12 protein-coding genes and 1 tRNA gene are annotated in these 14,100 nt (G+C 68.0%); 9 read left to right on the forward strand and 4 right to left on the reverse strand.

Going from position 1 to position 14,100, the window contains the following annotated elements; genetic code table 11:
- Window positions 1-35: 35 nt before the first annotated feature.
- From BLU77_RS03130 to BLU77_RS03140, 3 genes are all read right to left on the reverse strand, one after another.
- Window positions 36-3,515 (reverse strand): endo-alpha-N-acetylgalactosaminidase family protein, encoded by a 3,480-nt coding sequence (locus BLU77_RS03130; protein ID WP_089771652.1) that lies wholly within the window; start codon window positions 3,513-3,515, stop codon window positions 36-38.
- Window positions 3,476-4,831, reverse strand: a complete 1,356-nt coding sequence (locus BLU77_RS03135; protein ID WP_089771653.1) for a discoidin domain-containing protein — start codon at window positions 4,829-4,831, stop codon at window positions 3,476-3,478. The genes BLU77_RS03130 and BLU77_RS03135 overlap by 40 nt, the downstream gene beginning before the upstream one ends.
- 170 nt (window positions 4,832-5,001) lie before the next feature.
- Window positions 5,002-6,033: a LacI family DNA-binding transcriptional regulator gene (locus BLU77_RS03140; protein WP_217632345.1), complete on the reverse strand. Its 1,032-nt coding sequence runs from the start codon at window positions 6,031-6,033 to the stop codon at window positions 5,002-5,004.
- Window positions 6,034-6,296: 263 nt separating this feature from the next.
- Here BLU77_RS03140 and BLU77_RS03145 point away from each other — a divergent pair, with 263 nt between their 5' ends.
- The 3 genes from BLU77_RS03145 to BLU77_RS03155 all read left to right on the forward strand — a co-directional run bounded on the left by BLU77_RS03145 (window position 6,297) and on the right by BLU77_RS03155 (window position 8,577).
- The gene (locus tag BLU77_RS03145) at window positions 6,297-7,121 is read left to right on the forward strand and encodes a transporter substrate-binding domain-containing protein (protein ID WP_089771655.1); all 825 of its coding nucleotides are present in this window, start codon (window positions 6,297-6,299) and stop codon (window positions 7,119-7,121) included.
- Window positions 7,122-7,183: 62 nt separating this feature from the next.
- Entirely contained in the window at window positions 7,184-7,855 is a 672-nt protein-coding gene (locus BLU77_RS03150; RefSeq protein ID WP_089771656.1) for an amino acid ABC transporter permease, read from the forward strand.
- Complete coding sequence (locus BLU77_RS03155; protein WP_281242039.1) at window positions 7,852-8,577, forward strand: amino acid ABC transporter ATP-binding protein; 726 nt, start codon at window positions 7,852-7,854, stop codon at window positions 8,575-8,577. Before BLU77_RS03150 ends, BLU77_RS03155 begins: the two co-directional genes overlap by 4 nt.
- Before the next feature lie 83 nt (window positions 8,578-8,660).
- Here the strand turns inward: BLU77_RS03155 and BLU77_RS03160 are convergent.
- Window positions 8,661-8,742: transfer RNA gene (locus tag BLU77_RS03160), tRNA-Leu, on the reverse strand.
- Between the two features lie 22 nt (window positions 8,743-8,764).
- Here BLU77_RS03160 and BLU77_RS03165 point away from each other — a divergent pair.
- From BLU77_RS03165 to BLU77_RS03190, 6 genes are all read left to right on the forward strand, one after another.
- Window positions 8,765-9,478, forward strand: coding sequence for an HAD family hydrolase (locus BLU77_RS03165; protein ID WP_089771657.1), 714 nt, complete (start codon window positions 8,765-8,767; stop codon window positions 9,476-9,478).
- Window positions 9,479-9,656: 178 nt separating this feature from the next.
- Window positions 9,657-10,682: a phosphate/phosphite/phosphonate ABC transporter substrate-binding protein gene (gene phnD / locus BLU77_RS03170; protein WP_089771658.1), complete on the forward strand. Its 1,026-nt coding sequence runs from the start codon at window positions 9,657-9,659 to the stop codon at window positions 10,680-10,682.
- A gap of 74 nt (window positions 10,683-10,756) precedes the next feature.
- Entirely contained in the window at window positions 10,757-11,533 is a 777-nt protein-coding gene (gene phnC / locus BLU77_RS03175) for a phosphonate ABC transporter ATP-binding protein (protein WP_089771659.1), read from the forward strand.
- Window positions 11,530-12,351 carry a phosphonate ABC transporter, permease protein PhnE gene (phnE, locus tag BLU77_RS03180; protein WP_089771660.1) on the forward strand — a complete coding sequence of 274 codons (822 nt, stop codon included), beginning with the start codon at window positions 11,530-11,532 and terminating at the stop codon, window positions 12,349-12,351. The genes phnC and phnE (BLU77_RS03180) overlap by 4 nt, the downstream gene beginning before the upstream one ends.
- Window positions 12,348-13,226 carry a phosphonate ABC transporter, permease protein PhnE gene (phnE, locus tag BLU77_RS03185; protein ID WP_089771661.1) on the forward strand — a complete coding sequence of 293 codons (879 nt, stop codon included), beginning with the start codon at window positions 12,348-12,350 and terminating at the stop codon, window positions 13,224-13,226. Before phnE (BLU77_RS03180) ends, phnE (BLU77_RS03185) begins: the two co-directional genes overlap by 4 nt.
- Entirely contained in the window at window positions 13,226-14,098 is an 873-nt protein-coding gene (locus tag BLU77_RS03190; RefSeq protein ID WP_089771662.1) for a MurR/RpiR family transcriptional regulator, read from the forward strand. Before phnE (BLU77_RS03185) ends, BLU77_RS03190 begins: the two co-directional genes overlap by 1 nt.
- The last annotated feature ends 2 nt before the right edge of the window (window positions 14,099-14,100 follow it).

Genomic DNA, 14,100 nt, shown 5'->3' on the forward strand with positions numbered 1-14,100 from the left:
GTGCGCGTGCGTCCGCTGCCGGTGCCGCCTGATCATCAGCCGGTGCTCGGGCCGCCCCGGGGGATCACCAGCAGCTCGGTCGATGCCGACGCGCCGCCGCCCGATTCAGCGGCGACCAGGGCACGCGGCCCAGGCTCGGTCTCCGCCGGCACCGTCACCGTGGCCACGGCACTTCCCTCGGCATCGGTGACCGCGGTGCCCACGGTCTCCTCATCCAGGGCCAGCGTCACCTCGGACTCAGCCGGGAACCCGGTGAGCGTGACCGACACCTCAGCCCCGGCACGCGCCCGACCTGGCTCGACCTCCACCGCAGGCGGAGCGGTGCACGCGGAATAGTCGTCCTCCGGCAGCGGCTGCGGGTCGTGCGCGGCCGGCGCAGCACCCGGGTCGCCGTAGAAGACCATCTCGGCCACGGCGGCGAACTGGGTGCCCGAGATCGAGCTCAGCGCCGTCACCCGCACGTACCGGGTGGTGACCTCGTCGAAGTCGACGTCCTGGTACTGGTCGGTGTTCTCCCAGGCGCCCTCGGCCACCTGCGTCCACGTCTCGCCGTCGGAGGAGACCTCCACCAGGTAGTCCTTGATCGGACCGTTCTGGTTGGCCGGCCGGCGCAGGTAGGAGATCCCGTCCAGTGCCTGTTCGGTGCCCAGATCGAAGGTGAGCACGTGCGGGTAGCTGGTGGCGTCGCTGGTCCACCGGCTGTGCCAGATGCTGCTTGGATCACCGTCGAGCATGTTCACCGCGGGGCCACGGGTGGGTGAGACGTTCGTCTCCTCGCTGCTGGCGGTCACGGTGATCGCCTCGCTGGGGATCCGGCTGCGGGTGGCCGTGTTGGCCGTGAGGTCGGCGGTGACGGTCTTCGTGCACCCGTGCAGGTACTGCGCCTGCACCTGCAGGGCCTCCGTGGTCCCGGCGGCCTCCGCCGGCGGGGTGAGCACCCAGTTGGTGCTCATCGACTCGTCGGGCTCGAGCGTCTCGACCAGGTTCGTCGAGCCCTCGGCCACCTGCACCAGCCACCCCTCCGGGGTGTCGAGCATGGCGCCCACGTTCGTCACCGTCTCGTCCTCGGTGTTGGTGAACGTGGTGGTGACGACGTTCGCTGTCGCCGGGTTCAGCGTCACCTGGTCTGGCGTCTCCAGCGTGGCGCAGGTGGCGCCGGCCGGGTCCTCGCCGAGGTCGGTGATCCGCACGTTGTCCAGCACCAGGTCTGCGGCGTTACCCGGGAGGCGCTCCAGACCCACCCACGCCTGCCCGCAGCCTCCGGTGAACTCGTGCGAGAAGGTGCTGGTCTGCAGGCTCTGCGGGATCGGCACGGTGTCGACAGTGATGGAGCTGAGCGCACCGTCGGCGATCTCGTCACCACCGACGACCCACCGGAACGCGCCGTCACCGTTGGTCTGGTAGTCCAGCTCCACCCGGTACCGGTGCCCTTCCTCGAACGACACGCTGCTCGGTGCCGTCCGCATCAGCAGCCCGACCTTGTCGTTGTGCACGGAGAGCGAGTGGTCGCCGTCCAGCACCGTATCGATCGCCATGCCCGGTTGCGGTCCAGTCTCGTGGTGCGGGTACACCGTGTTGCGCCACTCGGCGCTCGTGTACGGGTCGTTGCGTACCGAGATGGAGGTGCGCGGGTCGTTCGACCCGCCCGCCGGTCCCTTGTAGAACGGGCCCCAGCCCGGCTGATTGCCCTCGAAGTCCTCGTGGGCGACCAGATCCGCCGGAGCGTCCGTGGTGGTGTCGACGAACACCCGGGCGGCGTCCACGGTCACCTCGGAACGGCCGGGCTCGGCTGCGATCTGCACCGTCACCTCACCCGAGTCCGGTGCGGTGAAGGAGACGGACGCACGCTGGGAGTAGGTCTCCCGCTTGGCGTCGGCCTGCACCTTGTTCTGCGCCGGGGTGAGGTCGAAAGTGTTCTCGACCTCCTCGCCGTCGGAGGTCACCCCCACGGTCACCGGACGCAGAGCGTCGTGGGCGATCTCCACGTGCGCGGAGAAGGTGTACTGCTGCCCGGGCTCCAGGCCGGTCACCTGCTGGGAGATGCTGCTGCGGCCCGGACCGAAGGTCGCCACGTTGTCGCCGATGGCGTTCACGTCCAGCTCCACCGGTCCGCGCGCGTTCCACGGCTCCAGCGATCCGGAGTTAAACCCGGGGTCGGCCAGCTCCGAGGCGGCACCGTAGGGGAGCGGATCGTTCAGCGGCTGGTCCCCGGCGGGCACCACCACGTACGGCGTGGCGGCGTCCCCGGTGAGGGTGAGCGTTCCGCCGTCGGGGGTGACCGTGCCGGTGTGCACGCGGCCGGTGTCGGTGAGCTGGTACACGTCGAAGCTGGACACCTCGGCGAACCGCTCGGTGAGGTCGAAGGTGCGGTCCCCGCCGTCGAGGGTGAAGAAGTACATCTTGTCGGCGCTCAGCGGGGAGCCGGTCTCCTCGTTGGTGGCCAGGGACTGCCAGGGGAGCAGGTAGTCATCACCGCGGAGTACCTCGGCGCCTCCGAGCGTGATCACTCGCTCCTCACTGTCCATCGTGATCGCGACGTCACCGGTGAGGCTGGCCGAGGTGCCCGGCTCCCAGGTGAGCAGGTCGAAGTGCTGCACGAACTTCGTGGGCAGGCTCGTGGTCCAGATCGCCTCGTAGAAGGTGTTCCAGTCCCGGTTGCCGGTCCATCCCTCGGCGTCGACCAGGCGCTGGTTGCCCAGCACCGGGTCCGCGTTCCAGATGTCGGCGTCGCTGTTGTGGATGAAGCGCACCATCGTGGAGTTGATGCCCTTGTTGGTGGCGCCGCCGTAGTTGAGGTCGTTCGGCCAGTGGGCCCACACGGCGTTCCCGACGAACTTGTCGCTCCACTCGGTCCCGATCTCCAGGTCCATGGCGGTCAGCTCGTCCGCGAGCTCCTCGGCCACCCAGCCGGAGGAGTAGTACACGTCGATGTACACCCCGGAGAGGTTCGGCACCTCCTCGCTCAGCTGCTCGAACCGGTCCAGCACCTGCCCGGTGCCGAGGTCGACGTCCTGGTCGATGTAGTAGGACTGGTCCAGCCAGTTCCAGCCGTACGGGTGCGGTCCCACACTGGGGTTGGTGGAGGTCTGCAGGATGGCGGGATCGAAGGAGTTCGCCTGCGGGTAGATCTCGGTGGCGTTCACGTGCACGGTGAAGTCGGCGTTCAGGTCAGCGCCCAGGTCGACCAGCTCGTTCAGTTCGGCCAGGCCGCCGGCGCGCTCGTTGTAGTTGCCGCCGTAGTCGGTGTTCGCCGAATCGTGCCCCTCGGCACCGAAGCCCTTCTCCAGCACCCACTGGCCGAGCTCGTCGGTGGAGTTGGCGAGCCGGATGGTGTTGTCCAGCGTCATCTCGAACGGGTTGGTGGCCTGCGAGGCGAAGTTGAACGGGATCCGGTTCACCACGCGCTCGGGCACACGCTCGGCGCCCAGCCGCTCCGGCACCACGTCCCGCGCCCGGATGCCGCCGTCGTGCCAGGTCACGTGACCGTCACCGTTGAGGTCACCGGCGAAGTACACGGTGGCCTGCGGCTGCTCGAACTGGGTGGTGCGGGGTCCTGCCCGGCCGAGGGCTCATACACCCAGCTGTTCGAGGCAATGGTGGCGGTGCGCTCCTCGGTGCCGCTGATCTGGGTGAGCAGGCGCTGGTTCCAGGAGTTCTGGTTGCGGGCCTCCACCGTCGCGTTGGTCTCCACGCCGCCCACCACGGGTCCGTTCACGAGGAAGGCCGTGTGTGCGCCCACCGGGTCATCGTCGACGGCGGTCGTGGCCGTGATCGGGAGGTACTGGTCGGCGTTCTGGGTCGAGTCGGGACTGATCGTGGTCCGGTCGAGCTCCACGCCGTCGGTGGCGGAGGTGGCCGAGAGCAGGCTGTGGCCGGGGATGCCGAGCGTGTTCACCTGCACGTCTCCGGTCACATCCGTGACGGCGAAGGCCACCGTGGCCTCGTCGGTGACGGTGATCGTGGAGGTGATCTCCACGCCGAGGTCCTCGACGGCGGAGGTGTAGGTGGCCGTGGCACCCTCCACCGTGGAGGTGGTGCTGGCCGAGTAGTCCTGGCCGTTCACCGTCCAGGTGTCCAGCAGTGACTCGCGCCCGGCGAACGGCTCACCGCCCACGGTGTAGGCAACCACCTGCGGGAACTCCGTCGCCACGGTCGCGGTGAGGTCGCCGTTGACGAGCTCGACCGTCTCGAAGTCGGTGATCTCCGGCTGATCCACGATCTCTGGCACCGGCTCGGAGGACACGGCGATGATCTCGGCGGCCGAGCCGGCCGGAGCGTCCTCGACGAGCCCGCTGTTCAGCTGGAAGCGGAGGTAGCGCCCCTCGACGGGGGTGTCGAAGTCGACGCGCTGCCGGGTCTCGGCGGTCTCGGGGGCATCCAGGGTGGCCGTCCCCACCGGCTCACCCCACGCCGTCGGGTCTTCCTCAGCGGCGACGGTCGCGCTGTTGGTGACGTAGACGGCGACCTCACCGGCCGCACCGTTCTGGCCGGGCTTGACTGCGTAGTCGGCGGCGGTCAGGGGCAGCGTCTGCCCGAGGTCGAGGCTGATCCAGTGCGGGTACGGGGCCTCGTCGGCGTACCGGGAGGTCCACTGGGACTGGAAGTCGCCGTCGAAGGCCGCCAGCGCGGTCCCGTCGATCGCGGGCGGCGCGGGGTAGGGGTCGGACTCGCTGGAGACGGCGACCAGCTCGTAGTCGGTGTGCGGGACGTCGTAGGCCCCGGCGGCGTAGGCGGCACCGGCGGTGCCGCTGATGGCGGTTCCGGCCAGCAGGGCGGTGAAGGTGAGGGAGGAGGTCAGCCGACGTCGGCGTCGGTGCGGGGTAGCGGTCACAGTGGCCTCTCGGTCGCGAAGCGTCCGCTGGCGGGGCTGATCGCTGGTCAGCGGCCCCGTCGTTGCGGCTTGGTTCGGGACAGTAGCACCGATAACACATCGCTGACTAGCCCAGAATCAGGGGAAAGCGATCACAATGAGTCTCCAATCTGATATCGGTAACACATACGCTACGTGGTGGCTTGCGTGGTTCCTCGAATGATGAGCCGCGGCTGCGGCGCTGCCGCCTCGGGCGCTGCGTGCCCACCCATCCGAGCGGTGAGGACCTCCACGGCGTACCGCCCGGTCGCGTCGAATGGTTGCGCGACCGTGGTCAGTGGCGGTGTGGCGTACGCGGCCAGCGGGATGTCGTCGCAGCTGACCACCGAGACCTCCTCGGGCACCGATCGGCCGCGTTCGGCGAGCGCGCGTAGCAGCCCGAAGGCCATCTCATCGTTCGCCACGAACACGGCCGTGGCATCGGGCATCCGGCTGAGCAACAAGCCTTGCTCGTACCCGCTTGCGGCGGTCCAGTCGCCCCGCAACAGCGGCGGCACCTCCCGGTCGGCCGCTTCGAGCGTCTCCTGCCAGCCGGAGACTCGCAGCCACCCGTCGGACCAGTCCAGTGAGCCGGCGAGGTGCCACACGGTCTGGTGCCCGAGATCGAGCAGGTGGGTGGTCGCCAGCTGTGCCACCTCGCGCTGGTCCACCGTCAGCACGCCGTCCTCGGCGGTTCCTGGCTCTTCCAGGATCACGGCCGGCACTCGTTCGAGGAGGGCGTCCAGGGTGTCGGACCGCTCGGTGAGTGGGGTGGAGACCACCAGTCCGTCCACACCGTGCTCGAGCAGAAACGTGACGGCGCGGGCGAGGTCGGATTCGGTCGGAGCGTTCGCTGTCGCGGTGATCACGGAGTACCCGGCCGCCGCGGCGGCCTGCTCCACGCCGTACGCGAACTCGATCCGGGCGTAGCCGCGTGAGGCGAGAGTGATCACGCCGAGCGTTCCGCTCTGGCCGGAGGAGAGTGCACGTGCCGCCAGGTTCCGGGTGTACCCGAGCTCAGCGACGGCGTCCATCACCCGCTGTCGCAGGTCCGGGCGGACGTACGGGTGGCCGCTCAGCGTGCGCGAGACGGTCTGGGTGGAGACGCCCGCGAGGGTGGCGACATCGCGCATGCTGGGCCCGCGCCCGGGCCCCTGACTGGTCGGGCGAGTGTTCGCGGTCATCCCTGAGTTCTACCCCACGAGGGGCGATTTCCCTACGTCCATCAGAGGGGAGGGCGGCCACAGGCGCGGGTGTGGGTGGGCCAACGGGGTGTCGAACAGCGTCCTTCAGTCGGTCCCGGTGACCGGGTGGTCTGCTCGCGAGCGGTTCGGTCGGTGCAACACTGGCACGCGGGGAGCCGGGTGTTACCCTCGTCGGTAGTTTCGCATCGGTGGATAGGGACATCCACAGATAATTCTCTCCTGGGGAAAGGGCCCGCGCGCAAATGAAGAACCGAATCTCGACAACTGCTGCCAGCCTCTCGATCATCGCCCTCTCTGCGGGGCTCGCCGGGTGTGCGGGTGACGACGGGGGCGAAGGCGGGAACGGCGACGGTGGCCTGCAGGACACCTACGTCGTCGTCTCCGACACCTCCTTCGTGCCCTTCGAGTTCGAAGAGGACGGCGAGTACGTCGGATTCGATATCGACATCATTAATGCTATTGCGGACGAGGTCGGCTTCGAGGTCGATCTGCAGACCACCAATTTCGATGGAATCATCCCCGGCCTGCAAACCGGGTCGTTCGATATTGCGATCGCCGGAATCACCATTACCGAAGAGCGCGAAGAGGTCATCGACTTCACCAGCCCGTATTACCAGTCCGGTCTGCGGATCGGTGTCCCTGCGGACAACACCGACATCCAGGGCGTGGACGACCTGGAGGGTCTGACCATCGCCACCCGCCTCGGCTCCACCAGTGCGAACTACATCGAGGAGAACATCGAGGGCGCCACCGCGAACACCTACGAGCAGCTCGACCAGGCCTACCTCTCGGTCGAAGGCGGCGGCTCCGACGCGGTGCTCTACGACGCACCGAACGTGGAGTACTACATCCAGACCACGGGTGAAGGCACCCTGAAGATCGTCGGCGAACTGCTCGAGGCGCAGGACTACGGGATCGCCGTCTCCGCGGGCAACGAAGAACTCGTCGAGGCGATGAACGAGGCGCTCGCCGGCATGATCGAGGACGGCACGTACACCGAGATCTACGAGAGCTGGTTCGGCAGCGAGCCGGAGTGGCTGGACGAGCTGGCGGCGTCGGGCAACTGATCCACGCGACGGTGGTGCGCCCTGCGGGGCGTACCTGCCTCGACCGGGAAGGCATGTAGCGCATGGAAACGTTGCTGAACTTCGACTGGGCCGGGGTTGTCGAGTTCCTCCCCGCTCTGCGGACAGGGCTCTACTACACACTGCTGATCTCCGTGGCGGGGCTCGGGATCGGTTTCGTCCTGGGATCTGTGATCGGGCTCGGGCGGATCAGCCGATTCAGGACCGTGTATGCCCTGAGTTCCATTTACGTCGAGGTGGTGCGCGGGACTCCGGTGCTGGTGCAGGCGATCTGGATCTTCTTCGCACTGCCGCTGTTCATCCAGTACACCTTGCCCTCCGTGCTGGCCGGCATCATCGTGATCGGGATCAACTCCGCGGCCTATATCGCCGAGATCGTCCGGGGTGCGGTGCAGTCGGTCGCGAAGGGCCAGATGGAGGCAGGGCGCTCTCTCGGGATGAGCCATCACACCACGATGGTCAAGGTGATCTGGCCGCAGGCGTTCAAGCGGATGATCCCGCCACTGGGCAACCAGTTCATCATCAGCATCAAGGACACGTCGTTGCTCTCGGTGATCCTGGTGCCCGAGCTGATCTACCAAGGGCGGCAGATTGTCTCGAACCACTTCAACGCGGTGGAGATCTACACCACGGTGGCGGTGTTCTACCTGGGGATCACCCTCACCTTGTCCGGAGTCCTGCGGATCATCGAGAAGCGTTTGGAGAGCCGATCATGATCATCGAGGTCACGAACCTGCACAAGTCGTTCGGTGAGAACGAGGTGCTCACCGGGATCGACTGCACCGTTGCCGAGAGCGAAGTGGTCTGCGTAATCGGCCCGTCCGGATCCGGCAAGAGCACGTTGCTGCGATGCCTGAACCGCCTCGAGGACATCACCGCCGGCGAGGTCGTGGTGGACGGGTACCACCTCACCGATCGCAAGATCAGGATCGATGACGTACGCGCGGAGATCGGGATGGTCTTCCAGCAGTTCAACCTGTTCCCGCACAAGTCGGTGATCGAGAACATCATGCTCGCGCCGATGAAGGTACGCGGGCTCAGCGCCCACGAGGCACGTGAACGTGGCCGCGTTTTGCTGCAGAAGGTGGGGCTGCAGGAGAAGGAGAACGCCTACCCCAGTAGCCTCTCCGGCGGGCAGCAGCAGCGGGTCGCGATCGCGCGAGCGCTGGCAATGGAACCGAAGATCATGCTCTTCGACGAGCCCACCTCCGCCCTCGACCCTGAGCTTGTCGGGGAGGTGCTCGCCGTGATGAAGGACCTCGCGCGCGAAGGCATGACGATGGTCGTGGTTACCCACGAGATGGGCTTCGCGCGTGAGGTCGGTGACCGGGTGCTGTTCATGGATGGCGGAGTCATCGTGGAGGAAGGTACGCCCACCCAGGTGTTCGACCACCCCAGGGAGACGCGCACCCGAGCGTTCCTGGAGAAGGTGCTCTGACGACTCCGTCGTCGTGGTGCACGAGGCGGGGCCGTCGCTGCGCTCCTCCTCGTCCCGCCGCGAGCACAGCTCCTCCGTCGCAGTGCGCGAGGCGGGACTCGAACCCGCACGCCCGAAGGCACAGGAACCTAAATCCTGCGCGGCTGCCAGTTACGCCACTCGCGCTTGCCCCTCTAGCCTAGTCGCCGTGGCGACAACTGAACCCCCCGAGCCTGCTCAGCCCTCCGCCGTCCTGGTCCTCGACTTCGACGGAACCCTGTGCATCGGTGACGATCCGGTGCTTTTCTACGCCGAGGAGGCCGAACGTCGGCACCCTGGCGCGGCGCTGGTCCAACCGACGCGGACCTTCCTCGCCGGCAGCGGCGCGGTCCCTGACGCACCGGACGGGTACCACGCCGTGGCTGCGATGGCCCGCGCCGCCGGCCTCTCGAACGCGACCCTCAGCGAGGCCTACCTCGCCTCCCGTGCCCGCCTGGACGCAGGCGAGGGGGAGACCAGGCCGCCCGACGGCGTCCGCCACCTGCTCACCGACGTCCGGTCCGCGGGGGTGCGCGTGGTCCTGGTGACCAACGCCCCCCTGGTGGGTGCGCAGAGCTGGCTGGACACGCACGAGCTGACCGCCCTGATCGACGAGGTGGTCCCCAACGCGGGCAAGCCGGCCGCGATGCCCCAGATCCTCGACGACCTCGCCGCGCGGTGGGGCCTGGCGGCGCCACAGCGGCTGGCCAGCGTGGGTGACGTGTGGGTCAACGACATCGGACCGGCGATGGAGCGCGGCTCCGCCGGCTTCTTCATCGACCGGTTCGGGCTCGGTCACGGGCCGAGCACCTCTGCCGCAGCGACGTTCGAAGGGGTCGTCGCGGCGATTCGCGACTGGGTCCGAACGGTGACCGCACCCTGATCGCAGAACCTTCGACCGTTCAGTGAGTGTTTACCGAGATGCAACCAGCCATCTCTGGCGCACGTGCCTCAGCCTCAGTAGCGTGCAACTCGTGTTCATGGTTCCCGGGAGCCAGGTAATGGCGTTGCGGGGGCCGACCGACGGTGCCGAGTGGTGCCCAGGATGACAAGGGTGAGAGATGAAGCGTGCGATGCGTTGGGCGGCCGTGGGTGCGGCGGCCGCGTTGGCCCTCACGGCGTGCGGCGGCTCCGGTGACGAGGAGACGACCGGCGGCGAGGACATGACCGATGGCGAGACGAGCGGCGAGGAGACGGTCGAGGATCCCGACACCCTCGTTCTCGGCCTGGTTCCGTCGCAGGAGATGGACAGCCTGGTGGAGGACGCCGATCAGCTCGGCACCCTGATCTCCGACGAGCTCGGCATCCCGATCGAGACGACGGTGACCGAGAGTTACGCGGCGCTCGTGACAGCGATGCAGACCGGTCAGGCGCACATCGGGATGTTCGGTCCGATCGCTCTGGTGCAGGCAGCCGACCAGTCCGGTGCCGAGATTGTCCTGCAGTCGGTGCGGTTCGGGGCATCGACTTATCACACGCAGTGGTTCACCAACGATCCGGACACCTACTGCTTGGACGAGGTGGTGGAGGTGGAGAACGAGGACGGCTCGACCTACACCTTCTGCAACGGCACCGACGAGGCCGAGACCGGCCCGGCCGGTGAGGACGCCTTGGCCCTGATCGAGCAGGACACCCCGATCTCGATGGTCGACGCTTCCTCCGCCTCGGGCTACTACTACCCGGCCACCCAGCTCGAGCGCGTGGCCGAGCTCGACCCGCTGTCTCTGAACACGCAGTTCGCCGGCGGGCACCCGAACTCGATCATCAACGTGGCCAGCGGCGATTACCCGGTGGGCGTGAGCTTTGATGACGCCCGCAACAACGTGGTGGAGGAGAACCCGCAGATCGGCGAAGAGGTCACGGTGTTCGCCTACTCCGACGAGATCCCGAACGACGGCGTCGCCGTGGCCGGTGACCTCTCCGAGGACCTGCAGCAGCGGATCGCCGATGCCATGGTGGCCGTGATGGAGACCGAGGAGGGCGCTCAGGTCTACGACGACGTGTACTCCATCGAGGGCCTGGTGCCCGCGGACCTGGACGCACTCGACGCCGCCCGCCAGGTGGAGGCCAACTTCGCCGGCCTGTGAGGCCTGAGTCGATCGGCACGGGCAGCGGCACGCAGTGCTGCCCGTGCCGACGGCGTGTATCAAGGACGTGAGTGATGATCGAGTTCCGTGACGTGTCCGTCACCTATCCGAACGGGACGAAAGCGCTCGACGGCGTCGACCTCACCATCCCGGACGGTCAGTTCGTGGTGGTGGTGGGGTTGTCCGGGGCGGGCAAGTCCACCCTGGTGCGCACCATCAACGGCCTCGTCCCGGTGACTGGTGGCGAGCTGCTGGTGAACGGCGAGCGGGTGGCAGCGGCGAACCGCCGGCAGCTGCGTCAGCTCCGCTCCCAGGTGGGGATGATCTTCCAGTCGTTCAACCTGGTCACTCGCACTACGGTGATGAACAACGTGCTCACCGGACGCTTGCACTCGGCCAGCGCCCTGCGGTCCCTGCTCGGCTGGTTCCGGGGCGCCGACAAGGAGATCGCCTTCGATGCGCTGGAGCGCGTCGGCATCGTGGAGAAGGCCTACGTACGAGCCTCCCAGCTCTCCGGCGGCCAGCAGCAGCGGGTGGCGATCGCCCGCGGGCTCGCCCAGCAGCCGCAGATCATGCTGGCCGACGAACCGGTCGCCTCGCTGGACCCACCGACGGCGAACGCTGTGATGCGGGACCTGCAGCGGATCAATCGCGAACTCGGGATCACCACGGTGGTGAACCTGCACTTCCTCGACCTGGCTCGCCGCTACGGTGACCGCATCATCGGGATGCGGGACGGGCAAGTCGTCTTCGACGGCACCGGCGAGGAGGCCGACGACGCCGTGTTCGAGTCCATCTACGGCCGGTCCCTCACCGCGGAGGACGTGGCCGAGACGGGACCGGTCGCGTGAGTGTCCCGACCGATGCACCGGCCGCGGCACCTCCGGCGGAACGACCGGTCAAACCTCCACTCTCGATCGGCGCCGTCCTTGCCGTCGTGATCTTCCTCGCCATCACGGGGTATGCCGCCTGGGGGATCGACTTCACGCTGCGCCCCCTGTGGGAGGACGTGAACCGCGGGCGGGAGATCATCGCGCGCTACTTCGAGCCGAACTGGGCCATCCTCACCCGTCCCGCCGTGCGGGAGGGGTTCCTGGAGACCCTCTACATCGCGATCATCGCCACCCTCGTCGGCTGCATTCTTGCGCTGGTGTGCGCGATGCTCGCCTCCAAGGTGTCCGCACCCAACCTGCCCGTGTACCGGATCACCAAGCTGGTGCTCTCGGTGCTGCGGTCGCTGCCCGATCTGGCCTGGGGGCTGCTGTTCGTCGCCTTCGTGGTGGACGGTCCGCTGGCCGGCGTGCTGGCGCTGATCATGTTCAACATCGGCATCGTCGCCAAGCTCACCTCGGAGAGCATCGACGCCGTGGACCGGGGCCCGATCGAGGCGGTGGAGGCCGCCGGGGCAAGCCGGTTCCAGCGGGGCCGCTTCGCGGTGCTGCCCCAGGTGGCGCCGAACTATCTTTCCTACTGCTTCTACGTCTTCGAGCTGAACATCCGCGCCTCGGCCGTGCTCGGGATGGTCGGCGCCGGCGGGATCGGTGTGGTGATCAACCTGCTGGTGACGCGCCTGCAGCACGAGGACCTCTCCGCCGTGGTGATCGCTCTCGTCGCGGTCGTCTTCGTCCTGGACCAGGCCTCGCGAGCCATCCGCAGGAGGCTGACATGAGGACGCCAGGATCTCGCGCACGTGGCGCGCGCCCCACACCGCCGTCGAAGCTGCGCTCCACGCTCTGGCTGATCATCAGCGGCGCCATCGTGATCTGGGCCGTGTGGCAGGTGGGTGCGCGATGGGAACGCGTGGGTCAGATCTTCACCGAAGCGCCGCGCTATGTGGGGCTGATGGGCCAAGGGCTCGTCGAGAACCCGTTCGCCATGCCGTGGAGCGAGTACTGGTCCAAGAGCCTGACGTTGATGATCGAATCGCTGCAGATGGCGTGGATCGGGACCCTCATCGGCGCCGTGCTCTCCTTCCCGGTCTCCTTCCTGGCGGCCAGCAACACCGCGCCGCGGCCCGTGGTGCTGGTCACCCGGCAGGTGCTGAACATCATCCGGGCCGTGCCCGAGATCGTGCTGGCGCTGGTCTTCATGATCCCGGTCTTCGGGTTCGGGCCGCTCGCAGGTGCGATGGCGCTCGGCGTCGGGTCGATCGGAACGCTTGGCAAGCTCTCCAGTGAGGCGATCGAGGGGATCGACACCGGTCCGGTCGAAGCGTTGCAGGCGACGGGAGCGTCGAAGGTCCGGATCCTGCGTTGGGCTGTGCTCCCGCAGGTGTTGCCGGAGATCGTGGCGTTCTGGCTGTACCGGTTCGAGATCAACATCCGCGCCGGCGCGATCCTGGGCATCGTGGGTGCCGGCGGCATCGGATCGATCCTCAAGCAACTGTTCGACGGTCGCGAGTGGGAACGCATCGGCATCACCTTGGTGGTGATCATCGTGGTGACAGTGATCGTGGACCAGATCTCGGCGAAGGTGCGTGAGCGCATCATCTCCGGACCGGGCGCGGCATCGAAGGCGACCATTCCCGAACCGGTGGCGGACTGATGACCGGCGCGAACCCCGAGCTCGGCAGTGTCCCGGCGATGATCCGTGCCGGGATCTCCGCGCTGCACCCCAGCGAGCAGCGGGTGGCGCAGGTCTTCATCGACCGCCCGGAATGGACCATCGAGGCATCCGCGCAGGAGGTCGCTGACGCGGCCGGTACCTCCCGGGCCACTGTCGTGCGAGCCGCGCAGCGGCTCGGGTTCTCCGGTTATCCGCAGCTGCGGGTGCTGCTCGCCCGGGACGTCGGCCTTGCTGCCAGGGGGAGTGAGGACACCGAGCCGAGGGACGCCGTCGGGGTGGTGCGTGCCGTGGTGCGGGACCTGGCCCGCGCGGCCGAGGATCTGGCGGCGCTGCTGGACGCCCAGGACGTGCAGACCGGAGTGGAGCTGCTCCGCAGCGCCCGCTCGGTGCTGGTGATCGGCAACGGGCTGTCCGCACCGGTCGCGATGGAGGCCGCGATGCGGCTGAACGCGATCGGCCGCAGCGCCGAGGCGCCGATGGACCACGTGGCCCAGGGGGTGCGGGCGCGGCTGCTCGGCCCGGAGGACGTGTGCATCGTGGTGAGCGGATCGGGCAGTACCCGCCCCACCGTGCAGGCCGCCCGCGCCGCCCGGACGGCCGGTGCGGGCCTGATCGCCCTGACGGCGTTCACCACCTCACCGTTGACGGAGATCGCCACGGTCAGTTTCGTCTCCGCGCTCGGTGCCTCCTCGTTCCGGGACGAGATCACCCGCACCACGCGACTGAGCCAGACGATCATGGTGAACGCGCTGATCCGGGCGCTCATCCAGGCGGACCCGGAGAGCGCCCGGCTCGCGCAGGCGCGGATGCTCGACGTGATCGGCGAGGTGTTCCTGCAGGACCCGCCGTAGCG

It is taken from the genome of Ruania alba, from assembly GCF_900105765.1.
Taxonomy (GTDB): Bacteria; Actinomycetota; Actinomycetes; order Actinomycetales; family Beutenbergiaceae; genus Ruania; species Ruania alba.